Source organism: Brevundimonas sp. 'scallop' (assembly GCF_011045535.1).
GTDB classification, from domain to species: domain Bacteria; phylum Pseudomonadota; class Alphaproteobacteria; order Caulobacterales; family Caulobacteraceae; genus Brevundimonas; species Brevundimonas vesicularis.
The window spans coordinates 542,352-563,958 of record NZ_CP039382.1 but is presented as its reverse complement, the minus strand read 5'-3'; the positions used below and the strand labels follow the sequence as shown (position 1 = coordinate 563,958).

22 protein-coding genes are annotated in these 21,607 nt (G+C 66.6%); 12 read left to right on the top strand and 10 right to left on the bottom strand.

The features are described from left to right. Window positions 1-46: 46 nt before the first annotated feature. From E4341_RS02715 to E4341_RS02695, 5 genes are all read right to left on the bottom strand, one after another. A complete protein-coding gene (locus E4341_RS02715; RefSeq protein WP_165114970.1) occupies window positions 47-316 on the bottom strand; it encodes an ATP synthase F1 subunit epsilon in 270 nt (89 codons plus the stop codon). A gap of 2 nt (window positions 317-318) precedes the next feature. Further along, entirely contained in the window at window positions 319-1,857 is a 1,539-nt protein-coding gene (gene atpD / locus E4341_RS02710; protein ID WP_066628188.1) for a F0F1 ATP synthase subunit beta, read from the bottom strand. A gap of 37 nt (window positions 1,858-1,894) precedes the next feature. Then, entirely contained in the window at window positions 1,895-2,773 is an 879-nt protein-coding gene (locus E4341_RS02705; protein ID WP_066628192.1) for a F0F1 ATP synthase subunit gamma, read from the bottom strand. Between the two features lie 33 nt (window positions 2,774-2,806). Further along, on the bottom strand, window positions 2,807-4,339 hold the full coding sequence (gene atpA / locus E4341_RS02700; RefSeq protein ID WP_055754289.1) for a F0F1 ATP synthase subunit alpha: 1,533 nt from the start codon (window positions 4,337-4,339) through the stop codon (window positions 2,807-2,809). A 72-nt stretch (window positions 4,340-4,411) separates the two neighbouring features. Then, entirely contained in the window at window positions 4,412-4,966 is a 555-nt protein-coding gene (locus tag E4341_RS02695; protein ID WP_165114968.1) for a F0F1 ATP synthase subunit delta, read from the bottom strand. 344 nt (window positions 4,967-5,310) lie between these two features. On the opposite strand from E4341_RS02695, the gene E4341_RS02690 reads away from it, so the two are divergent. Further along, the gene (locus E4341_RS02690; RefSeq protein ID WP_055807309.1) at window positions 5,311-6,138 is read left to right on the top strand and encodes a TerC family protein; all 828 of its coding nucleotides are present in this window, start codon (window positions 5,311-5,313) and stop codon (window positions 6,136-6,138) included. 5 nt (window positions 6,139-6,143) lie between these two features. After that, complete coding sequence (locus tag E4341_RS02685; protein WP_165114966.1) at window positions 6,144-6,917, top strand: glutaminyl-peptide cyclotransferase; 774 nt, start codon at window positions 6,144-6,146, stop codon at window positions 6,915-6,917. A gap of 68 nt (window positions 6,918-6,985) precedes the next feature. Here E4341_RS02685 and katG read toward each other — a convergent pair whose 3' ends face one another. After that, complete coding sequence (katG, locus tag E4341_RS02680) at window positions 6,986-9,256, bottom strand: catalase/peroxidase HPI (protein WP_165114964.1); 2,271 nt, start codon at window positions 9,254-9,256, stop codon at window positions 6,986-6,988. A gap of 146 nt (window positions 9,257-9,402) precedes the next feature. Between katG and E4341_RS02675 the strand changes: the two genes are divergently transcribed. The 3 genes from E4341_RS02675 (at window position 9,403) to E4341_RS02665 (ending at window position 12,093) form a co-directional block, all read left to right on the top strand. After that, window positions 9,403-10,302 carry a hydrogen peroxide-inducible genes activator gene (locus tag E4341_RS02675; RefSeq protein WP_066553170.1) on the top strand — a complete coding sequence of 300 codons (900 nt, stop codon included), beginning with the start codon at window positions 9,403-9,405 and terminating at the stop codon, window positions 10,300-10,302. Between the two features lie 72 nt (window positions 10,303-10,374). Then, window positions 10,375-10,626: a hypothetical protein gene (locus E4341_RS02670; protein WP_165114962.1), complete on the top strand. Its 252-nt coding sequence runs from the start codon at window positions 10,375-10,377 to the stop codon at window positions 10,624-10,626. A 93-nt stretch (window positions 10,627-10,719) separates the two neighbouring features. After that, window positions 10,720-12,093 (top strand): NAD-dependent succinate-semialdehyde dehydrogenase, encoded by a 1,374-nt coding sequence (locus tag E4341_RS02665; protein WP_165114960.1) that lies wholly within the window; start codon window positions 10,720-10,722, stop codon window positions 12,091-12,093. Window positions 12,094-12,171: 78 nt separating this feature from the next. Here E4341_RS02665 and acnA read toward each other — a convergent pair whose 3' ends face one another. Continuing rightward, a complete protein-coding gene (acnA, locus tag E4341_RS02660; RefSeq protein ID WP_165114958.1) occupies window positions 12,172-14,898 on the bottom strand; it encodes an aconitate hydratase AcnA in 2,727 nt (908 codons plus the stop codon). A gap of 208 nt (window positions 14,899-15,106) precedes the next feature. On the opposite strand from acnA, the gene ccmA reads away from it, so the two are divergent. From ccmA to E4341_RS02630, 6 genes are read left to right on the top strand one after another with little or no spacing between them, the layout of a single operon-like run. After that, complete coding sequence (gene ccmA, locus E4341_RS02655; RefSeq protein WP_165114956.1) at window positions 15,107-15,730, top strand: heme ABC exporter ATP-binding protein CcmA; 624 nt, start codon at window positions 15,107-15,109, stop codon at window positions 15,728-15,730. After that, window positions 15,727-16,437, top strand: a complete 711-nt coding sequence (ccmB, locus tag E4341_RS02650) for a heme exporter protein CcmB (protein ID WP_165114954.1) — start codon at window positions 15,727-15,729, stop codon at window positions 16,435-16,437. Before ccmA ends, ccmB begins: the two co-directional genes overlap by 4 nt. Before the next feature lie 39 nt (window positions 16,438-16,476). Then, window positions 16,477-17,196, top strand: a complete 720-nt coding sequence (locus tag E4341_RS02645) for a heme ABC transporter permease (protein ID WP_165114952.1) — start codon at window positions 16,477-16,479, stop codon at window positions 17,194-17,196. Between the two features lie 4 nt (window positions 17,197-17,200). After that, window positions 17,201-17,419: a heme exporter protein CcmD gene (ccmD, locus tag E4341_RS02640; protein ID WP_091751486.1), complete on the top strand. Its 219-nt coding sequence runs from the start codon at window positions 17,201-17,203 to the stop codon at window positions 17,417-17,419. Next, window positions 17,416-17,976 carry a DsbE family thiol:disulfide interchange protein gene (locus E4341_RS02635; protein ID WP_091751490.1) on the top strand — a complete coding sequence of 187 codons (561 nt, stop codon included), beginning with the start codon at window positions 17,416-17,418 and terminating at the stop codon, window positions 17,974-17,976. The genes ccmD and E4341_RS02635 overlap by 4 nt, the downstream gene beginning before the upstream one ends. A gap of 45 nt (window positions 17,977-18,021) precedes the next feature. Beyond that, window positions 18,022-18,300 (top strand): hypothetical protein, encoded by a 279-nt coding sequence (locus tag E4341_RS02630; protein ID WP_066553196.1) that lies wholly within the window; start codon window positions 18,022-18,024, stop codon window positions 18,298-18,300. Here the strand turns inward: E4341_RS02630 and E4341_RS02625 are convergent, their stop codons facing one another. The 3 genes from E4341_RS02625 to E4341_RS02615 form a co-directional block, all read right to left on the bottom strand. After that, the gene (locus tag E4341_RS02625; protein WP_165118516.1) at window positions 18,301-19,056 is read right to left on the bottom strand and encodes a M48 family metallopeptidase; all 756 of its coding nucleotides are present in this window, start codon (window positions 19,054-19,056) and stop codon (window positions 18,301-18,303) included. A 68-nt stretch (window positions 19,057-19,124) separates the two neighbouring features. Continuing rightward, entirely contained in the window at window positions 19,125-20,663 is a 1,539-nt protein-coding gene (locus tag E4341_RS02620; RefSeq protein ID WP_165114950.1) for a cryptochrome/photolyase family protein, read from the bottom strand. Between the two features lie 12 nt (window positions 20,664-20,675). Continuing rightward, entirely contained in the window at window positions 20,676-21,032 is a 357-nt protein-coding gene (locus tag E4341_RS02615; protein WP_165114948.1) for a thiol-disulfide oxidoreductase DCC family protein, read from the bottom strand. A gap of 95 nt (window positions 21,033-21,127) precedes the next feature. Here E4341_RS02615 and E4341_RS02610 point away from each other — a divergent pair, with 95 nt between their 5' ends. After that, window positions 21,128-21,592: a DUF3429 domain-containing protein gene (locus E4341_RS02610; RefSeq protein WP_165114946.1), complete on the top strand. Its 465-nt coding sequence runs from the start codon at window positions 21,128-21,130 to the stop codon at window positions 21,590-21,592. The last annotated feature ends 15 nt before the right edge of the window (window positions 21,593-21,607 follow it).

Sequence of the window (21,607 nt, the reverse complement as noted above, 5' to 3'; positions counted from 1 at the left end):
CTCCCGCCGAAACGGGAGGCCTCAAATCGTTCGACCCTTCGACGGATCAGGCCGCGACGACCTCGTTGGCCTGTTCCGCCAGGATGGTCAGGCCTTCGCCGTTCACGTCGGCGAAGCCGCCGTGGACGTCGTACTGGGTCTTCGAGCCGTTGTTATAGACGGTCACCAGACCCTCGCGCAGGGCGGTCATGAAGGGCGCATGATCCGGCAGAACGCCGAAGTCGCCCTCGACGCCGGGTGCATCGACCTGGTCCACGAGGCCCGAGAAGACCTCGCGTTCCGGCGAGACGAGGGAGAAGTTCAGCTTGCCGGCCATGATCAGGCTTCCGACGCCATCTTCTCGGCCTTGGCGACGGCCTCTTCGATGGAGCCGACCATGTAGAAGGCGGCTTCCGGCAGGTGGTCGTATTCACCGGCGACGATGCCCTTGAACGAGCGGATCGTATCGGCCAGCTCGACGAACTTGCCGGGCGAGTTGGTGAACTGTTCGGCCACAAAGAAGGGCTGCGACAGGAAGCGCTGGATCTTGCGGGCGCGCGAGACGACCAGCTTGTCCTCTTCCGACAGCTCGTCCATGCCCAGGATGGCGATGATGTCCTTCAGGCCCTTGTACTGCTGCAGGACTTCCTGAACCGAACGGGCGACGTTGTAGTGTTCGTCGCCGATGACCAGCGGGTCCATGATCCGCGAGGTCGAGTCCAGCGGGTCAACGGCCGGGAAGATGGCCTGGGCGGCGATGTCGCGGCTCAAAACCGTCGTCGCGTCCAAGTGGGCGAACGAGGCGGCGGGCGCCGGGTCGGTCAGGTCGTCGGCGGGCACGTAGATGGCCTGGACCGAGGTGATCGAACCCTTCTTGGTCGAGGTGATGCGCTCCTGCAGGTTGCCCATCTCGGTGGCCAGCGTCGGCTGATAGCCCACGGCCGAGGGGATGCGACCCAGCAGAGCCGACACTTCCGAACCGGCTTGCGTGAAGCGGAAGATGTTGTCGACGAACAGCAGCACGTCCTTGCCTTCTTCGTCACGGAAGTATTCCGCGATCGACAGGCCGGTCAGGGCGACGCGAGCGCGGGCGCCGGGGGGCTCGTTCATCTGGCCGTACACCAGGGCGCACTTGGACCCCTCGGTCGAGCCGCCGTTCTTGGACGGGTCCACGTTCACGTTGGACTCGATCATCTCGTGATACAGGTCGTTGCCTTCGCGGGTGCGCTCGCCCACGCCGGCCAGAACCGAATAACCGCCGTACGCCTTGGCGATGTTGTTGATCAGCTCCTGCATGGTCACGGTCTTGCCCACGCCGGCGCCGCCGAACAGGCCGATCTTGCCGCCCTTGGTGTAGGGGCACATCAGGTCGATGACCTTGATGCCCGTGACCAGGATTTCAGACGAGGTCGACTGCTCTTCGAAGCTCGGCGCTTCCTTGTGGATCGGGCGGTATTCGGTGGTGGCGATCGGGCCGGCTTCGTCGATCGGCTGGCCGACGACGTTCATGATGCGGCCCAGGGTGCCGGGGCCGACCGGCGCCTGGATCGACGAGCCGGTGTCGGTCACGGGCTGGCCGCGCGTCAGGCCTTCGGTCGTGTCCATCGAGATGGCGCGGACCATGTTCTCACCCAGGTGCTGGGCGACTTCCAGAACCAGGGTGAAGGGCTCGCCCGTCTTCTGGTCGATGTTCTGGGTGTGCAGGGCGTTCAGGATCGCCGGCAGATGGCCGTCGAACTCGACGTCGACGACGGCGCCGATGACCTGGGCGATCTTGCCCGTGGCGACGGCCGCGCCGGGCGCGATCGCGGCGACAGGCGCCTTCTTGACGGCGGGCTTTTTGGCGGCGGGTTTCTTGGGGGCGACGGTGTCGGTCATGGTCAGGGTCCGTATCGGAATGTCTGTTCGGTCGGGATCAGAGGGCTTCGGCGCCGGCGATGATCTCGATCAGCTCGGTGGTGATCTGGGCTTGGCGCTTGCGGTTGTATTGCAGCGTCAGGGCGTTGATGAGGTCGCCCGCATTGCGCGTGGCGTTGTCCATCGCCGCCATTTGCGAGCCGAAGAAGCCCGCCTGGTTCTCATACAGCGCGGCCAGAATCTGGGTCGTCAGCGCGCGCGGCAGCAGGGTTTCCAGGATTTCCTCTTCCGAGGGCTCGTACTCATAGACCGCGCCGTTCAGGTCGATCGGCTGGGCGTCGCCCTCGACCACGGCCGGGATCAGCTGCTTGGCCGTCGGGACCTGTTGGATCACCGACTTGAACTGGCTGTAGAACAGGGTGACCACATCGGCCTGACCCTCTTCGAACGCCGTGGCGATCATCTCGGCGACCGGCTGGGCCGACGGCAGGCCGATCGTCTTGTGGTCCGACAGTTCGAAGGTGTGGACCACCTTGTCGCCGTACAGACGCGCCAGCTGATCGCGCGACTTTTTGCCGACGGCGATGATCTTCACGTCCTTGCCGGCATTGATCAGGCTGTTGATCCGCTCGCGCGCGGCGCGGATGACATTGGTCGAGAAACCGCCCGCCAGACCCTTGTCCGCTGTCGCCACGACGATCAGGTGACGCTGGTCCTGACCGGTGCCCGACAGCATCTTGGGCGCGTCGGCGCCCGAGACGCCAGCAGCCAGGTTGGCGATGACCGAGGCCATCTTCTGGGCATAGGGCCGGGCGCTTTCGGCCTGGTCCTGGGCGCGCTTCAGCTTGGCCGCGGCGACCATCTGCATGGCTTTCGTGATCTTCTGCGTGGCTTTCACGCTTCCGATCCGATTGCGCATTTCCTTGAGGCTGGCCATCCGGCGCTTACTCTCTCAGCTTACCAGACGGGTTCAGGCGAAGGTCTTGACGAAGGCGGCCAGGATGTCCTTCAACTCGGCTTCGAGGTCCGAGGTCAGATCCTTCTTGGTGCGGATGCCTTCAAGCAAGGAGGCGTGGTTCGCATGGATGCGCGCCAGCAGTTCCTTCTCGAAGCGGCCCACGTCGCCGACTGCGATGCCGTCGATGTAACCGCGCGTGCCGGCGTAGACCGAGACGACCTGCTCTTCCATCGCCAGCGGCGAATACTGCGGCTGCTTCAGCAGTTCGGTCAGACGGGCGCCGCGCGCCAGCAGCTTCTGGGTCGAGGCGTCCAGGTCCGAGCCGAACTTGGCGAAGGCGGCCATCTCGCGATACTGGGCCAGCTCGCCCTTGATCGAACCGGCGACCTTCTTCATCGCCTTGGTCTGGGCCGACGAGCCGACGCGCGACACCGAGATGCCGACGTTCACGGCCGGACGGATGCCCTGATAGAACAGGTCCGATTCCAGGAAGATCTGACCGTCGGTGATCGAGATCACGTTGGTCGGGATGTAGGCCGAGACGTCGTTGGCCTGGGTTTCGATGATCGGCAGGGCGGTCATCGAGCCCGAACCGTAATCCTCGTTCAGCTTGGCCGAACGCTCCAGCAGGCGGCTGTGCAGGTAGAAGACGTCGCCCGGATAGGCTTCACGGCCGGGCGGACGGCGCAGCAGCAGCGACATCTGGCGATAGGCGACAGCCTGTTTCGACAGATCGTCATAGACGATCAGGGCGTGCATGCCGTTGTCGCGGAAGAACTCGCCCATGGCGGTGCCGGCGAACGGGGCCAGGAATTGCAGCGGGGCCGGTTCCGACGCCGTGGCGGCGACGACGATCGTGTATTCCAGCGCGCCCGACTCTTCGAGGGTCTTGACGATCTGGGCGACGGTCGAACGCTTCTGACCGATGGCGACGTAGATGCAGTAGAGCTTGGCGCTCTCGTCGTCGGTCTTGTTGACGTTCTTCTGGTTCAGGATGGTGTCGACGGCGACGGCGGTCTTGCCGACCTGACGGTCGCCGATGATCAGCTCGCGCTGGCCGCGGCCGACGGGGATCAGGGTGTCGATGGCCTTCAGGCCGGTCTGCATCGGCTCGTGAACCGACTTGCGCGGGATGATGCCGGGCGCCTTGACGTCCACGCGGCGGCGCTCGGTGAACTGGATCGGGCCCTTGCCGTCGATCGGCTCGCCCAGCGGATTGACGACGCGGCCCAGCAGACCCTTGCCGACCGGAACGTCCACGATCTCGCCCAGGCGGCGCACGTCGTCGCCCTCGGCGATGGCGGCGTCGGCGCCGAAGATCACGGCGCCGACGTTGTCGCGCTCGAGGTTCAGGGCCATGCCCTTCACGCCGGCCTTGGTGAACTCGACCATTTCACCGGCCTGGACATTGTCCAGACCGTGGATGCGGGCGATGCCGTCGCCGACCGACAGCACGCTGCCGACGTCGGAGACATCGGCTTCGACGCCGAAGTTGGCGATCTGCGACTTGAGGATGGCCGAGATTTCAGCGGCGCGGATGTCCATGACGGGCTCTCTGTTCTTCAGTCTTCTGCGGTTGCGCCGTTCAGGCGCGCATTCTGGGTGGCGGGAGCGCGTTTAGGCGCGCTTGAGGGCGAACTTCATCTGGTCGAGCTTGGTCTTCAGCGAGGCGTCGAACAGTTTCGAGCCCACCTTGACCTTCAGGCCGCCCAGGATCGACGGATCGACGCGCGCGGTCAGTTCCGGCGCCTTGCCCAGGCTCTTGGACAGGGCGGCGGTGATGGCGGCGACCTGTTTGGCGTCCAGCGGCTGGGCCGAGACGACCTCGGCGGCGACGACGCCGGCGTGTTTGGCGTAGCGCGACTCGAACCCTGCGATCACGGCAGGCAGATCCTTGGCGCGATGGTTCTGAGCCAGCAGACCCAGGAAGTTGGTCGTGGTCTGTTCGAACTTGGCCTTGGCGGCGATGGCCACCAGACCCTTGGCCTGGTCCGGCGCGGCGATGACGGGCGAGGTCGCCAGGCGACGCAGGTCGGCGCTTTCGCTCCAGGCCGCCTTCAGCGACTTCAGGTCGGCGCGGACGGCGTCCAGGCGGCCGGTTTCCAGCGCCAGGTCGAACAGCGCCTGTGCGTAGCGATCGCCGACTTCCGTCGTTCTGAAATCATCAGCCACTGATTAGGGTCCGAGGTCGTTGTGTCAGGGTCGCAACCGACTGCGAGGCTCGCAACGGTCAAAAGCTTGAAATGCTTACGGAAAGCACGACGGAGGCCGTATCCGTAAATACGCCCCCTTCAAGCCGGGCGCCTGATAGCACGGGGTTTCGCCGCTCGCAACATTGCGTGAAGGCGCACCGATGACGCAGGGCGAGAGCGCGCCCCCGTTTCCTTCCACACAGAGTAGGAAAGGCGACCGAGCCCAGGGGGGTGCGACCATGACGCCGCACCCCATCGCTTGATCGGAACCTGCGTCGGCCCTAGCGCTTTCCGCTCAAGCTTTATCCTCCACCAGGAAACCCCATGCTCGACAGCATAACCCCCCTGCTCTCCGATCCGGCCGCCTGGGCCGCATTGGTGACCCTCATCGTGATGGAGGTCGTGCTCGGCATCGACAACCTGATCTTCATCTCAATTCTGTCGAACAAACTGCCCGAGCATCAGCGGCAGAAGGTGCGGCGCATCGGTATCGGCTTGGCGCTGATCATGCGTCTGGCCCTGCTGTCGATCATCGCCTGGCTGGTCGGTCTGGTGCAGCCGGTCTTCACCGTCATGGGCAATGAATTCTCTTGGAAGGACCTGATCTTGATCGCGGGCGGTCTGTTCCTGGTCTGGAAGGCGACCAAGGAAATCCACCACACGGTCGATCCGACGCCCAGCCACGACGTCATGGACAAGAAGGACGTGGTCATCGCCAACGCCGGCGCGGCCATCTTCCAGATCATCCTGTTGGACATCGTCTTCTCGATCGACTCGATCCTCACCGCCGTCGGCATGACCGAGCACCTGCCGATCATGGTCGTCGCCGTCCTGGTCGCCGTGACCGTGATGCTGCTGGCTGCCGACCCCCTGGCCAACTTCATCAACAAGAACCCCAGCGTCGTCATGCTGGCGCTCGGCTTCCTGCTGATGATCGGCATGGTGTTGATCGCCGACGGCTTCGGCTATCATGTGCCCAAGGGCTACATCTATGCGGCCATGGCCTTCTCGGCCGGTGTTGAGGCGTTGAACATGCTGGGTCGCAAATCCGCATCCAAGAAGGAAAAGGCCGAACTGGCCCGCAGCGAGGCGAACGCCGCTGAGGCCCGCGCGCAAAAGGCCGAGGCCGAAGCCGCCGCCGAGCGGGGCTGAGGCTCATGATGCGCCTGTCGTCCCGGCTCGCCGGCCTTGTCGCCGGTCTGCTGCTGACGACAGGCGTCGCCCTGCCGGTCAGGGCCGAAGTGCCGGTCCAGTCCTACGAGGTCGTGCGGGCCTATCCCCACGACACAGGGGCCTTCACCGAAGGCCTCTTCTTCCACGACGGTGGCCTTTACGAGAGTACGGGCCTTTATCCGTCTTTCATCCGTAAGGTCGATCTGGAGACCGGACGCGTGGAGCGTCAGCGCGATCTGCCGACCATCTATTTCGGCGAGGGCATGACCACGCTGAACGGCAAGCTCTACAGCCTGACCTGGCGCAACCACATCGGCTTCATCTGGAAGCTGGACGACTTCTCGGCGCTGGGCGGCTTTTCCTATCCGGGCGAGGGCTGGGCCCTGACCACCGACGGGCGCCGGCTGATCATGAGCGACGGCACAGACCAACTGCGCTTTCTGGACCCCGAAACCCTGGCCGAGACCGGCCGCGTCTCCGTCACCGCCGACGGCCGGCCGCTGGATCAAATCAACGAACTGGAATGGATCGACGGCGAGGTCTTCGCCAATATCTGGCAGGACAACCGCATCGCGCGCATCGATCCCGAGACCGGCGTGGTCAAGGCCTTCATCGACCTGACCGCCCTGGTCCCCAAGGGCGCGAACCTCGACCCCAACGACGACGTCCTGAACGGCATCGCCTGGGACGCGGCGGGAAAGCGCCTGTTCGTCACCGGCAAACGCTGGCCGCAGCTGTTCGAGATCAAGCTGCGCTGATCTGCACGAAGAAAAGGCCGGACGCTGCGACGCGCCCGACCCTCTTCTTTTTCAGCCTCTGCCCCGGCTCAGCCGTGCAGGTCGAACCGGTCGAGCTCCATGACCTTGGTCCAGGCCGCCACGAAGTCCGAGACGAACTTCCCTTCGGCGTCGGCCCCGGCATAGACCTCGGCCAGCGCCCGCAGCACGGCGTTGGAGCCGAACACCAGATCGACACGCGTGCCCGTCCACTTGGCTTCGCCCGTCTTGCGGTCGCGGCCTTCGAAGACGTCCTTGGCGTCCGAGGTCGCCGCCCACTTCACGTCCATGTCCAGCAGATTGACGAAGACATCGTTGGACAGCACGCCGGGCCGTTCGGTCAGCACGCCGTGCGTCGCGCCGCCCGTATTGATGTTGATGGCCCGCAGGCCGCCGATCAGCACCGTCATCTCCGGGGCCGTCAGCGTCAGCCGCTGCGCCTGATCGATCAGCAGCGACTCGGCCGGCACGGCATAGCGCGCCTTCTGGAAGTTACGGAAGCCGTCAGCGACCGGCTCCAGATAGCCGAAGGATTCGACATCCGTCTGCGCCTGGCTGGCGTCCGTCCGGCCGGGCGTGAAGGGCACGCTGGCGTCATGGCCCGCCGCCTTGGCCGCCTGTTCGACGCCTGCATTGCCGGCCAGCACGATCAGGTCGGCCAGAGACACCTTCTTGCCGCCCGTTTGCGCCTGGTTGAACTCGGTCTGGATGCGCTCCAGCGTCCTCAGCACCCGATCAAGCTGTTCGGGCTGGTTGACGGCCCAATCCTTCTGCGGCGCCAGGCGGATGCGCGCGCCGTTGGCCCCGCCCCGCTTGTCCCCGCCCCGGAAGGTCGAAGCCGAGGCCCAAGCCGTGCCGACCAGTTCGGCGGCGCTCAGGCCCGAGTCCAGCACCTTGGCCTTCAGAGCCGCCGCGTCCGTCGCGTCGATCTGCGGATGATCCACCTCCGGCACCGGATCCTGCCACAGCAGGACTTCGCTCGGGACTTCCGGCCCCACGTAGCGCGAACGCGGCCCCAGATCGCGGTGCGTCAGCTTGAACCAGGCCCGCGCAAAGGCGTCGGCAAAGGCCTGGGGATCGTTCAGGAACCGGCGCGAGATCTTCTCGTATTCCGGGTCAAACCGCATCGACAGGTCGGTCGTCAGCATGGTCGGCCGCTTCTTCTTAGCCGGATCGTGGGCGTCGGGGATGATCTCGCCCGCGTCCTTGGCCACCCACTGATGCGCGCCCGCCGGGGACTTCTCCAGCTCCCATTCGAAGCCGAAGAGGTTCTCGAAATAGAAGTTGCTCCACTGGGCCGGCGTCTGGGTCCAGGTGACTTCCAGGCCGCTGGTGATGGCGTCGGCGCCGTGCCCCGTGCCAAAGCTCGAGGTCCAGCCCAGGCCTTGCGCCTCCAAGCCGTCGCCTTCAGGCTCTGCGCCGACGTGGTCGGCCGGGCCCGCGCCGTGCGTCTTGCCGAAGGTGTGGCCGCCCGCGATCAGGGCGACGGTCTCCTCGTCGTTCATCGCCATCCGGGCGAAGGTGTCGCGGATGTCGCGCGCCGCCGCGATTGGATCGGGATTGCCGTCCGGCCCCTCCGGATTGACGTAGATCAGGCCCATCTGCACGGCGGCCAGCGGGTTCTCCAGATCGCGCGAATGCTTGTCGCCGTCCGCATTATCATCGCTGACAAGCACGGCCTCGTCGCCCGGCTTCACCACCCCGTCCGAGCCGTGGGCATAGCGTTCGTCGCCGCCCAGCCAGGTCGTCTCGCGACCCCAATAGACGTCCTGATCCGGCTCCCAGGTATCGGCGCGGCCGCCGGAGAAGCCGAAGGTGCGGAAGCCCATCGTCTCCAGCGCGACGTTTCCGGTCAGGATCATCAGGTCGGCCCAGGAGATGGCTTGGCCGTACTTCTGTTTGATCGGCCACAGCAGGCGGCGCGACTTGTCGATATTGACGTTGTCGGGCCAGGAATTCAGCGGCGCAAACCGCTGCTGGCCCCGCCCGCCGCCGCCGCGACCATCGCCGACGCGATAGGTGCCGGCGCTGTGCCAGGCCATGCGGATGAACTGCGGGCCGTAATGGCCGAAGTCGGCCGGCCACCAATCCTTGGAGTCCTTCATCAGCGCGCGCAGATCCGCCTTCAGCGCTTCATAGTCCAGCTTGGAAAAGGCCTCGCGGTAATCGAACGACTCACCCAGCGGATCTGACTTGGTCGAATGCTGGTTCAGCAGATCGACCCGCAGCTGATTGGGCCACCAATCGCGGTTCTGAACGCCGCCGCCTGCGACCGATCGGGGCGTCCGGCCGGAAAAGGGGCATTTGGCTTCGTCGGTCATGGTGTTTTCTCCCTGCTGCACTGGCGCACGACGGCGAGCGATTTTTGCATCGCCCTGTAGATGCTGGGGCCATACGACACGGGTCAAACGGATAAAGCCAATCGATTATCCTTGGCGTCAGCATAGGACAGGCCTATTTCGCTTCCATGCTCCCCACGTTGCGTCAGCTCCAGTATCTCAAGCTCCTGGCCGAACACGGCAGCTTCTCGCGCGCCGCCGAGGCCGCCCACGTCAGCCAGCCCGCCCTCAGCGCCGGGGTGCAGGAGCTTGAGCGCATCCTGGGCGCGCCGGTGGTCGAACGCGCGCGCGGCGCCGTGATCATGACCGCCGTTGGAGCCGAGGCCGTTCGCCGCGCCGAGGACGTCCTGGCCCGCACCGAGGATCTGGTCGAGGCGGCCAAGAACGCCGGCCGCCTGCTGTCCGGCCGCTTCCGCCTGGGCGTCATCCCGACCGTGGCCCCCTTCCTGCTGCCCGCGAAGCTGCCGTCGGTGAAGGCCGCCTATCCCAGCCTGAAGCTGTTCATCCGCGAGGATCTGACGCCCCGGCTGATCGCGGCGCTGAAGGCGGGTCAGATCGACGCGGCGGTCATCGCCCTGCCCTATGATGCGCCGGGCATCGCCCACGCCCGCATCGGCGATGACGAGATCATGGCCGCCGCCCCCGCCGACCATGCCTTGGCCGCGCCCGGCCCCATCCGTCCCGGCTCGCTACGGGCGGAGGATCTGATCCTGCTGGAAGACGGCCATTGCCTGCGCGACCACGCCCTGGCGGCCTTGGACATCGAGGCCCCGCGCGGCGACGACGTCTTTGCGGCCACCAGCCTGCACACCCTGGTTCAGATGGTCGGCTCGGGCCTCGGCGTCTCCTTCCTGCCGAAGATGGCGGTGCAGGCCGGTCTGGCCGACAACCCCTCCGTCGCCATTCGCGCCTTCGAGAACCAGGCCGACGGCGCCCCGCCCCACCGCGAGATCGTCGTCGCCTGGCGCGCCGGCTCCAGCCGCGCCGCCGAGGCCCGGCTGCTGGCCGAGGCCTTGAAGTTAGAGTGAAGCTAGAGCGAAAACGGACTGAGGCTCGATTGATCGATTGACCTGAGCGCCGAACAGGCCGCTTGGAAGCAGATGGCAACCGAAACCGTCTATATCGTCCAGGCCTATGTCCAAGGTCGGGGCAAGGCCCTGCGCGCAGAACCCCAGGTCGGCTGCAAGGACGCCGAAGAGGCGCGTCGCAAGGCCGAACGTCTGGCGCCGTTGCGTCTTGGCGTCGTCGCCTTCGCCGTCTCGGCCGACACCGAAATGGGCGATTACGACGAAGAGCCGACCATCCTCTTCACGTCCGGCCAACTCCCGCCGCCGTTCAGCGATCCGGACTGACAGCCAGGCAACCCGCCCCGACAGGTCGCGTTTGCCTTCCTGACAACGGATCGGCGCCGCCCCGGGCGTCCGACCGAAGCCTCAGGACGCCCCATGGCCTATCGCACCCTCAATCCCTTCACCGAACAACTGGTCGAGGACTATCCAGAACACACTGACGACGCCGTCGAGGCCGCCCTGGCCAAGGCCGACGGCCTGTTCCATTCGGATTGGTCGAAGGGCGACATCCAGCCGCGTCTCGCCGTGCTGAAATCCCTGTCGGGCCTTCTGACCGAAAACCGCGACGACCTGGCCCGCACCATGGCCGAGGAGATGGGCAAACCCCTGGCTCAGGGGCAGGGCGAGATCGATCTGTGCGCCGGCATCGCCGCCTACTATGCCGAGAAGGCCGCCGACTTCCTCAAGCCCGAAAAGATCGACAGCGAACTGGGCGAGGCCTGGGTCGAGTTTCACCCGATCGGCGTGCTGCTGGCGGTCGAGCCGTGGAACTTCCCGATCTATCAGCTGATCCGCGTGGTGGCGCCCGCCATCGCGGTCGGTAATCCCGTGCTCTACAAGCACGCGGGCATCGTGCCCCGCTGCGCCGCCCGGTTCGCCGAACTGGTGCGTGAGGCCGGCGCGCCCGAAGGTTTTGTCGCCAACCTCTACATCTCCTCCGAAAAGGTCGCCGAACTGATCGGCGACGACCGTATCCAGGGCGTGGCCCTGACGGGTTCCGAGGGCGCCGGCGCCAAGGTCTCGGCCAGAGCGTCGGAAATGCTGAAGAAGTCCACGCTGGAACTGGGTGGCAGCGATGTCTTCGTGGTGCTGGACGACGCCGACATCCAAAAGGCGGTCGCGGCGGGCGTCGAAGGCCGCCTGTCCAACGCCGGACAGGTCTGCACCGGCTCCAAACGCTTCATCGTCCAGAAGTCGGTCTCCGACGCTTTCATCACCGGCTTCGTCGAGGGCATGAAGTCCGCCGTCATGGGCGACCCGCTGGACGAGGCCACCGACCTGGGTCCGCTGTCGTCCGAGGATGCGCTGAAGACTCTGACCAAACAGGTGGAAGAGGCGATCCAGCACGGCGCCAAGGCAGTCACCGGCGGCAAGCCCGCCGACCGCACCGGCTTCTTCTACGAGCCGACCGTCCTGACGGACGTCGCGCGCGACAACCCGGCCTTCTATCAGGAGTTCTTCGGCCCGGTGGCCCAGGTCTTTGTGGTCGATGACGACGATGCGGTCGTGGCCCTGGCCAACGATTCCCACTTCGGCCTGGGCGGCTCGATCTTCTCGGGCGACACCGAGCGCGCCCGCAAGCTGGCCTCGCGGATCGAGACCGGCATGGTCTTCATCAACACCACCACCACCTCCATGCCCGAACTGCCGTTCGGCGGCGTCAAACGCTCGGGCTTCGGCCGCGAGCTGGGCGATGTGGGCATCAAGGAGTTCGTGAACCGCAAGCTGGTGGTCGTCAGCGCCGACTGACCACCGCCCTTTCGGCAAACGGAAAAGGGCCGGCGGATCGCTCCGCCGGCCCTCTTTCTTGTCTGGACGAACCGCGACCTATTCGGCAGCGATCGGCGCTCCGGTTTCCGGACCGCGCGCCAGGTTGCGCAGCACATAGGGCATGACGCCGCCGGCCAGCAGGTAGTCCAGTTCGGTCTGGTTATCGATGCGGCAGCGGACCGGGAAGCGGGCCATCTTGCCGTCCGACGGGCGGAACAGCTCGACCCACAGGTCCTGACGCGGCTTCAGCTTGCCGATGTTGGCGTCCGACAGGCCGCGGATCGTGACGATCTCTTCGCCCGTCAGGCCCAGCTTCAGCCAGCCGTCCTGCTTGAACTGCAGCGGCACGACGCCCATCCCGACCAGGTTCGAACGGTGGATGCGCTCGAAGCTTTCAGCGATGACGGCGCGAACGCCCAGCAGGCGCGTGCCCTTGGCCGCCCAGTCGCGCGACGAGCCGGTGCCGTATTCCTTGCCGGCGAAGACGACCAGCGGGCGGCCTTCCGACTGATACCGCATGGCCGCGTCATAGATCGACATCGTGTCGTTCGACGGGAAGTGCTTGGTCACGCCGCCTTCGATCTCGGGCGTGATGCGGTTCTTGATGCGGATGTTGGCGAAGGTGCCGCGCATCATGACTTCGTGGTTGCCGCGACGGGCACCGTAGCTGTTGAACTCGGCCGCCTCGACGCCGTGGTTGGTCAGATAAACGCCGGCGGGCGAGGTCTTCTTGATCGAACCGGCTGGGCTGATGTGGTCAGTGGTGATCGAGTCGCCGAAGATGGCCAGAACGCGAGCCTCGACCACGTCCTGAACCGGGGTCAGGTCCATCGACAGGCCGTCGAAATAGGGCGGGTTGGCGACGTAGGTCGAGCTGTCGTCCCACTCATAGGTCTGACCGCCGGTGACCTTGATGGCCTGCCAATGCTTGTCGCCCTTGAACACGTCCTTGTAACGTTTGGCGAACATGGCCGGAGTGACGGACTTACGCTGGATGTCGGCGATTTCCTGCGTGGTCGGCCAGACGTCCTTCAGGAAGACGTCGTTGCCCTTCTTGTCCTGACCGATCGGATCCTTGGTGATGTCGATCCGCATCGAGCCGGCGATGGCGTAGGCCACGACCAGCGGCGGCGAGGCCAGATAGTTGGCCTGGACGTCGGGGTTCACGCGGCCTTCGAAGTTGCGGTTGCCCGACAGGACCGAGGTGGCGACCAGGGCGTTGTCGTTGATCGCCTTGGAGATCGCCGGGTCCAGCGGACCCGAGTTGCCGATGCAGGTGGTGCAGCCATAGCCGACCAGGTTGAAGCCCAGGGCGTCCAGATCTTTCTGCAGGCCGGCGTCGGTCAGATAGTCGGTCACGACCTGCGAGCCGGGGGCCAGCGAGGTCTTGACCCAAGGCTTGGCCTTCAGGCCCAGCGCATTGGCCTTGCGCGCCACCAGACCGGCGGCGATCAGGACCGACGGGTTGGAGGTGTTGGTGCAGGAGGTGATGGCCGCGATGACCACGTCGCCGTCGCCGACGGTGAACTTCTGGCCATCCACCGAGACACGCTCGGCGTCGGACGGACGGGCGAAGACGTCGGTCAGGGCGGTTTCGAACGCCGGAGCGGCGGTGGTCAGTTCGACGCGGTCCTGCGGACGCTTCGGACCCGCCAGCGACGGTACGACGGTCGAGATGTCCAGTTCCAGCACATCAGTGAAGACCGGGTCTTCCGAATTCTCGTCGATCCACAGGCCCTGGGCCTTGGCGTAGGCTTCGACCAGGGCGACGCGCGTTTTGTCGCGGCCCGTGGCGGTCAGATAGCCGATGGTCGCGGCCGAGACGGGGAAGAAGCCGCAGGTGGCGCCGTATTCCGGAGCCATGTTGGCGATGGTTGCTTGGTCCTCGATGGTCATGTTCGGTAGGGCGTCGCCGAAGAACTCGACGAACTTGCCGACCACGCCCTTCTTGCGCAGCATCTGGGTGACGGTCAGCACCAGGTCGGTCGCCGTCGTGCCTTCGGGCATCGAACCCGTCAGCTTGAAGCCGATGACCTCGGGGATCAGCATCGGGATCGGCTGGCCCAGCATGGCCGCCTCGGCCTCGATGCCGCCGACGCCCCAACCCAGGACGGCCAGGCCATTGATCATGGTGGTGTGGCTGTCTGTGCCGACGACGGTGTCTGGATAGGCGACGGTCTTCTTGCCTTCGTCCAAGGTCCAGACGGTCTGGGCCAGGTTCTCCAGGTTCACCTGGTGGCAGATGCCGGTGCCGGGGGGCACGACGCGGAAGTTGTTGAAGGCCGACGAGCCCCAGCGCAGGAAGTTGTAGCGCTCGATGTTGCGCTCGTATTCGCGCTCGACGTTCTGGCCGAAGGCCTTGGACGTGCCGAAGTTGTCGACCATCACCGAGTGGTCGATGACCAGATCGACCGGCACCAGCGGGTTGATCTTGGCGGCGTCGGCGCCCAGGGCGCTCATAGCGTCGCGCATGGCGGCCAGATCGACCACGGCGGGCACGCCGGTGAAGTCCTGCATCAGGACGCGGGCCGGGCGGAAGGCGATCTCGTGCTCGACCGAGCCCTTGTTCTCGACCCAGGCGGCGACGGCCTTCAGGTCGTCTTCGGTGACGGACACGCCGTCCTCGTTGCGCAGCAGGTTCTCCAGCAGCACCTTCATCGAGCGCGGCAGGCGGGAAATCCCGGTCAGACCGGCTTCCTCGGCGGCGGGAAGGCTGTAATAGGCGTATTTCTTACGCCCGACGGAAAGGTCCTGGCGGGTCTTGAAGCTGTCGATCGACGGCATGGAGAGTTCCTCTGGTCAGCGCCGCCCGACAATCCGGTTGCGCCTTCGCGCGGCAGACGCAGCGGCTCACAGGGCCCCTGCGCGCGCGGCGAAAGCCTGCTGCGGCGACCGTGCCTATAGCCCCGCCACGCCGCACCGTCCATGTGTCCACACCCCTGACGTGGACATTGAGAAGGGTTCGCAGATTTGGCGCGGCGGGTGAAACGCGATGATCCACACCCTCGCCCTCTCCGGCCTGACCGTCTCGCGCGGCGAGCGTCGGCTGTTTCACGGTCTCGACCTGACCCTGCGCGCCGGCGAGGTGCTGGCCCTGACGGGCGCAAACGGGGCGGGCAAGACCAGCCTGCTGCGCGCGATCGCCGGCCTGTTGCGGCCCGACGCCGGGACGGTCGCCTTCCAGGACGGCGACGGCAATAAGCTGGACGAGCGGCAGGCGCGTGGACGCGAAACCCATTTTCTCGGCCATCTGGACGGGCTGAAGGGCGGCCGCACCGCGCGCGAAGAGCTGGGGTTTCAGTGCGACTGGTTGGGCCACACCCAGTACGGCGTCGACCACGCCGTCGAGGCCTTCGGCCTGAAGCCACTTCTGGACCTGGAGGTCCGGCGTCTTTCGGCCGGTCAGCGCCGTCGCCTGGCCATGGGCCGGCTGGTCGGATCGCCGCGCGCCCTGTGGCTGCTGGACGAACCGATGGCGCCGCTGGACACGCGTTGGCGCGAAGCCTTTGCCGAGCAGATGCAGCGTCATCTGGACGCCGATGGCCTGATCGTCGCCGCCGTCCACGACCCCCTGCCGCTGCCGACCCGCTCTCTCGATCTAGGGGCGCTGAAGTGAGCCGCCACGATGTCGAGCAGGAACCCCGTCCGCCCGGCCTGCGCGGCGCGACGCGCGTTCTGCTGGAGCGCGAGCTGGATCTGGCCTGGGGCGGGGGCGGCGGCCCCTTGCTGGCCTGCGGCTTCTTCGCCTGTCTGACCGCCATACTGCCGCTGGCGGCCGGCGGCGATCCGCGCACGCTCGGCCCGGTCGCCGGCGGCGTCGCCTGGTTGGCGCTCGCCCTGGCGTCCCTGCTGTCGCTGGAACGGCTGTTTGAGCGTGACATGGAGGACGGGGCGCTGGATCTGCTGGCCCTTGGCCATCTGGCGCTGGAGCAGGTCGTCTTGATCAAGGCCCTGGCGCAGTGGATCGCCGTTGGTCTGCCGCTCGCCCTGACCGCCCCCGTCGCAGCCCTGGCGCTTGGCCTGCCCGCGTCGCTGACGCCCCTGGTCGCACTGACCGCCCTGATCGGCGGCGCCGGCTTCGCATTCACCGGGGCGCTCGGCGCCGCCCTTGCGCTGGGCGCAAAGCGTGGCGGACTGCTAATCGCCGTCGTCGTCCTGCCGCTCTTTATTCCCCCCGTCGTCTTCGGCGCCGGCGCCCTGGAGCGCGCCGGATCAGGCCAGCCGGTCGGCCCGGCGTTGGCGTTGCTGTGCGCTTACGTGCTATTCGCCGCCATCGTCGCGCCCTTCGCCGGGGCGGCCGCCGTTCGGAACGCGCAAGGGTGAGCTTGCCCGTCAGCCCTTCGCCGCGTAAGCGCTGAACCGATGTTCGGCCTGTCCAATCCGCAGCGCTTCATGGCCTTCACCGGCCCGTTGACGCCCGTTCTGTGGGGCCTCGCCGCCGTGCTGCTGGGCGTCGGCGCCTGGCTCAGCTTCTCCGTCCCGGCCGATTATCAGCAGGGCGATACGGTGCGGATCATGTTCGTCCATGTCCCCGCCGCCACCTTGGGCCTCGGAGCCTATGCGGCGCTGGGCGTGTCCAGCTTCTTTGCGCTGGTTTTCCGCCATGCCTTGGCCGACGCCGCGGCCCGCGCCGCCGCCCTGCCGGGCGCCGCCTTCACAGCCCTGGCCCTGTTCACCGGCTCGCTGTGGGGCCAGCCGATGTGGGGAACCTGGTGGGTTTGGGACGCGCGCCTGACCAGCGTGCTGGTGCTGTTCCTCTTCTACCTCGGCTATATCGCGCTGAGAGCCTCGATCGACGACGAGCAAAAGGCCGGGCGCGCCGCCGCGGTCCTGGGTCTGGTCGGCCTCATCAATCTGCCGATCGTGAAATTCTCGGTCGATTGGTGGAACACCCTGCACCAGCCCGCCAGCTTCCTGACCCCCGGATCGTCGGGCCTCGACCCCGTCTATCTGCCGCCCTTTCTGACCATGCTGGCGGCCTATGGCGTGCTGTTCGCGGCTCTGTGGCTGACCGCCATCCGCACCGAGATCCGCCGCCGCCGCGTCATGACCCTGCGCGCCCGTCTGGCTCAAGAGGCCTGACGCCATGCTCGACCTCGACATGACGCCTTACGCCGCCTTCGTCTGGCCCGCCTGGGGCGTCAGCGCCCTGGTGCTGATCGTCCTGACCATCCGCGCCGTCGTCGCCTCCCGCAAATGGAAGCGCGAACTGGCCCGGCTTGAGGCAGACCAAGGCACACATCCAGAAGCAGCGGACACCAACCGCCCTCAAGCAGCGCGAAGCGCGTTAGGACAAGAGAAATGAACCGCTGGCTGGCCCTGATCCCGCTGGCGGTCCTCGCGGCGCTGGCGGCCTTGTTCGTCGGCTGGTCGCTGAAGCGCGATCCGGCGTTCAAGCCCGACGCCCTGGTCGGCCAGACCATCCCCGAGACGGTCCTGCCCCTGCTGTCGGGCGACCAAGCGGGACCGGGCAATCTGGACCTGAAGACCGCCGGCGTCGGCCGGCCCATGCTGGTCAATGTGTTCGCCTCCTGGTGCGCGCCGTGCCGGATCGAACACCCCAAGCTGCTGGCGCTGAAGGCGCGCGGCGTCGCCGTGGTCGGCATCGCCTACAAGGACGAGCCGGTCGCCACCCGCGCCTTCCTCGACGAACTGGGCGACCCCTATTCCATGGTGCTGGTGGACCGCGAAGGTCGCGCGGGCCTCGACCTCGGCATCTCCGGCGTGCCCGAGACCTTCGCCGTCGACGCCATGGGGCGCATCACCGCCAAACAGTCCGGCCCCCTGCTAGACGACGCCGACATCGACCGACTGGTCTCCTCCATGCAGGCCCCGCCTCGTCCCGCGCCGACCAAGCGGTGAGGCCGCGTTAACCCTTTTTCGAGGGTTTCCGTTAACCATGTCGGCATGAGCGCGATTCGTCCCGGCCTGCCGCTGAACACGCCCGCCCAGGGCCTTGATCTGCCGAGCGCCCGCAGCGCTCAGGCCGCCTTCTTCCGCGCTGCCCTGAACCAGAACGCGGTGGAGCAGACTGCGGCGCCCAAGCCGCCGGTCCCAGCCGCCGCCGTCATGTCCACGATCCGAACCGCCAACCCGGCCCGGCCGGTGGAGGCGCCCCCCGCCCCGGCCCAGCGCGAGGAGCCGCGGATCATGCGCCCTGGCTCCTATCTCGACATCCGGGTCTGATCAGTTCCAGCCGCGGCTGGCGATATATTGCTGCAACGCCTCGATCCGGGTCGCATCCGACGGGTGGGTCGAAGCGAACTGCGGCGTCTGGGTCTGACGCTGCGCCGCCATCAGTCGCCATAGCGCCACCGCCTGCGACGGCTTGAACCCGGCTCCGGCCATATAGTCCACGCCCAGACGGTCGGCCTCCAGCTCGTCGCGCCGTGAATAGGGCAGCAGCAGCCCGTACTGGGCGGCCAGACCGCCATAGGCGTTCACTGCATCTCCGTATCGACCCGCCGCCCCGCCGACAGCCGCCAGACCGACGCTGGTCACCGTCTGGTTCGAGGCCCGCTCGGCAGCATGGTTGGCGACGACGTGCCCGATTTCGTGACCGATCACGCTGGCCAGCTGATCGTCGTTCTGGACCAGGGCCAACAGGCTGGTCGTCACGCCGATCTGGCCGGACGGCAGGACGAAGGCGTTGGGGCTGGCCTCCGTGAACACCGCATAGTCCCATGTCCGACCGCCCAGACCCGCCGCCTCGACCAGACGGTCGCCGACGCGCCGGATCCGGTCGACCTGGGCGCCGGTCGTCATCACGCCCGGTTTGGCGATAGCCTCTCGCCAGGCCGCGGTCGATTGCTGCGACAGGGCGGCGCTGTCCACCAGCAGCAACTGATTGCGGCCCAGGGCTTCGTTATAGGCGCAGGCGGACAGGGCCGAGGCCGCAACGGCGGCGGCCAGGACAAGGGCGGAACGGCGGGGCAGGATCACGGGGGCGGCCTCTTCGAACAGGACGAAACAGCAAGGCAAATGGTCGCGCTGCGCCTGAGGTTCCACGGTCAATCGATCGGCGTCGCGCCCAGCAGGGTCCGGCACGCCTCCGCCTCGGCCGCCAAGGCCTTGCGCTTGGCCTCTCCGAACTTCTCCAGCGTGCGATAGGGCATGGCCAGCCGCACATTGTCCCGCAGCCGGCCGCGATTGCGCTCCAGAAAGCCCCAGTACAGCCGGTTGAACGGACAGGCCGCATCGCCGCTCTTGCTCTTCGCGTCATAGCGACACGCCCCGCAATAATCGCTCATCCGGTCGATGTAGGCGCCCGAGGCTGCATAGGGTTTGGACCCCACGATGCCGCCGTCGGCGAACAGGGCCATGCCGCGCGTATTGGGCATCTCGACCCATTCATAGGCGTCGGCATAGACGCACATGTACCAGTCATCGACCTGATCGGGATGCACGCCCAGCAGCAAGGCCAGATTGCCCGTCACCATCAGCCGCTGGATATGGTGGGCGTAGGCGTTGTCGCGCGTGGTCTTCACCACGTCGGCGACACAGGCCATGTCGGTCTCACCGGACCAGTAGAACCAGGGCAGCTTGCGGTCCGCATCCAGGAAGTTGCGCGCCCGATACTCCGGCGCCTTCAACCAGTAGATGCCGCGCACGAACTCGCGCCATCCCAGGATTTGCCGGATGAAGCCTTCGACCGCGTTCAGGGGCGCCTTGCCCGCCCGATAGACCGCCTCGGCGCGCTTACAGACGTCCAGCGGGTCCAGCAGGCCCAGGTTGATCGAGGTCGAGATCAGCCCATGCCACATCCACGGCTGACCTTCCGCCATCGCATCCTGCCAGTCCCCGAACGACGGCAGGACGTCCTTCAGGAAGTGCTTCAGCGAGGCTTCCGCCTCCTCCGCCGTCGTGGCCCAGCCGAACCCGTCCAGCGATCCGAAATGGTCGCCGAACAGCCGCTCCACATCCGCCATCGCCTCGCGCGCCACGGCGTTGGGCTGGATGCGCAGGCGATCGGGCGGCGTCACGCCCTTGGCCAGCTTCTTGCGGTTCTCGGCGTCATAGTTCCAGCGCCCGCCCTCCGGCTGATCGCCGTCCATCAGTATGCCCGTCGCGCGGCGCATCTCGCGATAGAAGAACTCCATGCGCAGCTGCGACTTGCCCGAGGCCCACCGGCGAAAGCGGTCGTGGCTGCTGATGAAGCGGCGATCCTCGCGAATCTCGACCGGCAGCCCCGCCCCTTCCGCAAAGGCGGCCAGATGCTCGGCCAGTCGCCACTCGCCGCATTCGGTCGTCACCACCGCCTCATGGACGCCATCCTCCAGCGCCCGGGCCAGTTCGCCGGTGATCGAGCCGCTGTTGTCCGCATCGTCGATCCGAACATAGCGCACATTGACGCCCCGCCCCTTCAGCCGCTCGGCGTGATTGCGCATGGCGGCGAAGACTAGGGCCAGCTTCTGCTTGTGATGCCGGACATAGGTCGCCTCGTCGCGAACCTCGACCATCAGAACCGTGTCGACGTCTGGGTTCAGATCTTTCAGCGCCGACAGGTCGTCCGACAGCTGATCGCCCAGCACCAGCCTAAGCACGGACATGCGTTATTTCCATCACCGGGCCCATTTGCGAGCGAGAGACTGAAGTCGAGGACGCAGGCGCAGAAACACCCGGTACGCTCTCTCCAACGCCGCAAGAACCCAGGGGATGCGTGCGGCCAGGCCCAGCGGACGCAGCAGCGGGATGGCCCGCCACATCGCCGCAAAAGCCGCCGCACCCGACAGCAGCCTTCCGTTTTCCGTCGCGTGGAATCGCGCCAACAGCGTCTCGCGATCCAGCGGGCAGCTCGTCTGACCGTCCGACACATCGACGAAGCGGATCGCGTCGCGTCGATCCAGCCGGCGCATCAGGGCGATCTCGCGTCGGCACAGGGGACAGCCGCCATCGTACCAGACAAGCAAGGGGGTCATGACGGTCGAAGGCTCTCGGCGACGGCGAACGGGCTCGCCATCCTATACGGCCGTCCTCTACAGTCTGGATCGCAACCCGCCTCGACAGGTGTCCGATGACGATTGAACCCACCGGCCGACATCGCTTGCCGCCGCTCGCCCGCATCCTGGGTTTCGCCGGCCTGCTGCCCCAGGCGGCGGCGGTTGTCGTCCTCCTTGCAGGCGATGCTGACCAGCAGACCGCCGCCCTCGGCCTGGCCTACGCCTACGCCGCCCTGATCTTCAGCTTCCTGGGCGGCGTCTGGTGGGGACTGGCGGTTGCGACGGGCCTGAAGGCGCCCAAATGGGTCTGGATCGCGTCTGTGGCGGCCTCGCTTGTCGCGCTGGCGACCAGCATCTTCCGGATGGCAGGTCCCGATCCGGCCGTGTCGCTGGTCGTGCTAAGCGTCTTCATCTCCGCCAGCGTCCTGGTCGATCTGAAGCTGAAGGCGGCCGGTCTGACGCCCGAGGGCTGGCTCGCGCTGCGGGCGCCGCTGTCGATCGGTCTGGGCGTGCTGACGCTCGCCGCCGGACTGATCTAAAAACTTCTCAGGCAG

Coding starts and splice junctions, on each gene's coding strand:
- E4341_RS02705 (WP_066628192.1), bottom strand. CDS start 2,773: ATGGCCAGCCTCAAGGAAATGCGCAATCGGATCGGAAGCGTGAAAGCC.
- E4341_RS02645 (WP_165114952.1), top strand. CDS start 16,477: ATGTTCGGCCTGTCCAATCCGCAGCGCTTCATGGCCTTCACCGGCCCG.
- ccmD (WP_091751486.1), top strand. CDS start 17,201: ATGCTCGACCTCGACATGACGCCTTACGCCGCCTTCGTCTGGCCCGCC.
- E4341_RS02690 (WP_055807309.1), top strand. CDS start 5,311: ATGCTCGACAGCATAACCCCCCTGCTCTCCGATCCGGCCGCCTGGGCC.
- ccmA (WP_165114956.1), top strand. CDS start 15,107: ATGATCCACACCCTCGCCCTCTCCGGCCTGACCGTCTCGCGCGGCGAG.
- E4341_RS02670 (WP_165114962.1), top strand. CDS start 10,375: ATGGCAACCGAAACCGTCTATATCGTCCAGGCCTATGTCCAAGGTCGG.
- E4341_RS02715 (WP_165114970.1), bottom strand. CDS start 316: ATGGCCGGCAAGCTGAACTTCTCCCTCGTCTCGCCGGAACGCGAGGTC.
- E4341_RS02675 (WP_066553170.1), top strand. CDS start 9,403: ATGCTCCCCACGTTGCGTCAGCTCCAGTATCTCAAGCTCCTGGCCGAA.
- acnA (WP_165114958.1), bottom strand. CDS start 14,898: ATGCCGTCGATCGACAGCTTCAAGACCCGCCAGGACCTTTCCGTCGGG.
- E4341_RS02620 (WP_165114950.1), bottom strand. CDS start 20,663: ATGTCCGTGCTTAGGCTGGTGCTGGGCGATCAGCTGTCGGACGACCTG.
- E4341_RS02685 (WP_165114966.1), top strand. CDS start 6,144: ATGATGCGCCTGTCGTCCCGGCTCGCCGGCCTTGTCGCCGGTCTGCTG.
- E4341_RS02665 (WP_165114960.1), top strand. CDS start 10,720: ATGGCCTATCGCACCCTCAATCCCTTCACCGAACAACTGGTCGAGGAC.
- katG (WP_165114964.1), bottom strand. CDS start 9,256: ATGACCGACGAAGCCAAATGCCCCTTTTCCGGCCGGACGCCCCGATCG.
- E4341_RS02635 (WP_091751490.1), top strand. CDS start 17,416: ATGAACCGCTGGCTGGCCCTGATCCCGCTGGCGGTCCTCGCGGCGCTG.
- E4341_RS02630 (WP_066553196.1), top strand. CDS start 18,022: ATGAGCGCGATTCGTCCCGGCCTGCCGCTGAACACGCCCGCCCAGGGC.
- atpA (WP_055754289.1), bottom strand. CDS start 4,339: ATGGACATCCGCGCCGCTGAAATCTCGGCCATCCTCAAGTCGCAGATC.
- E4341_RS02610 (WP_165114946.1), top strand. CDS start 21,128: ATGACGATTGAACCCACCGGCCGACATCGCTTGCCGCCGCTCGCCCGC.
- E4341_RS02615 (WP_165114948.1), bottom strand. CDS start 21,032: ATGACCCCCTTGCTTGTCTGGTACGATGGCGGCTGTCCCCTGTGCCGA.
- atpD (WP_066628188.1), bottom strand. CDS start 1,857: ATGACCGACACCGTCGCCCCCAAGAAACCCGCCGCCAAAAAGCCCGCC.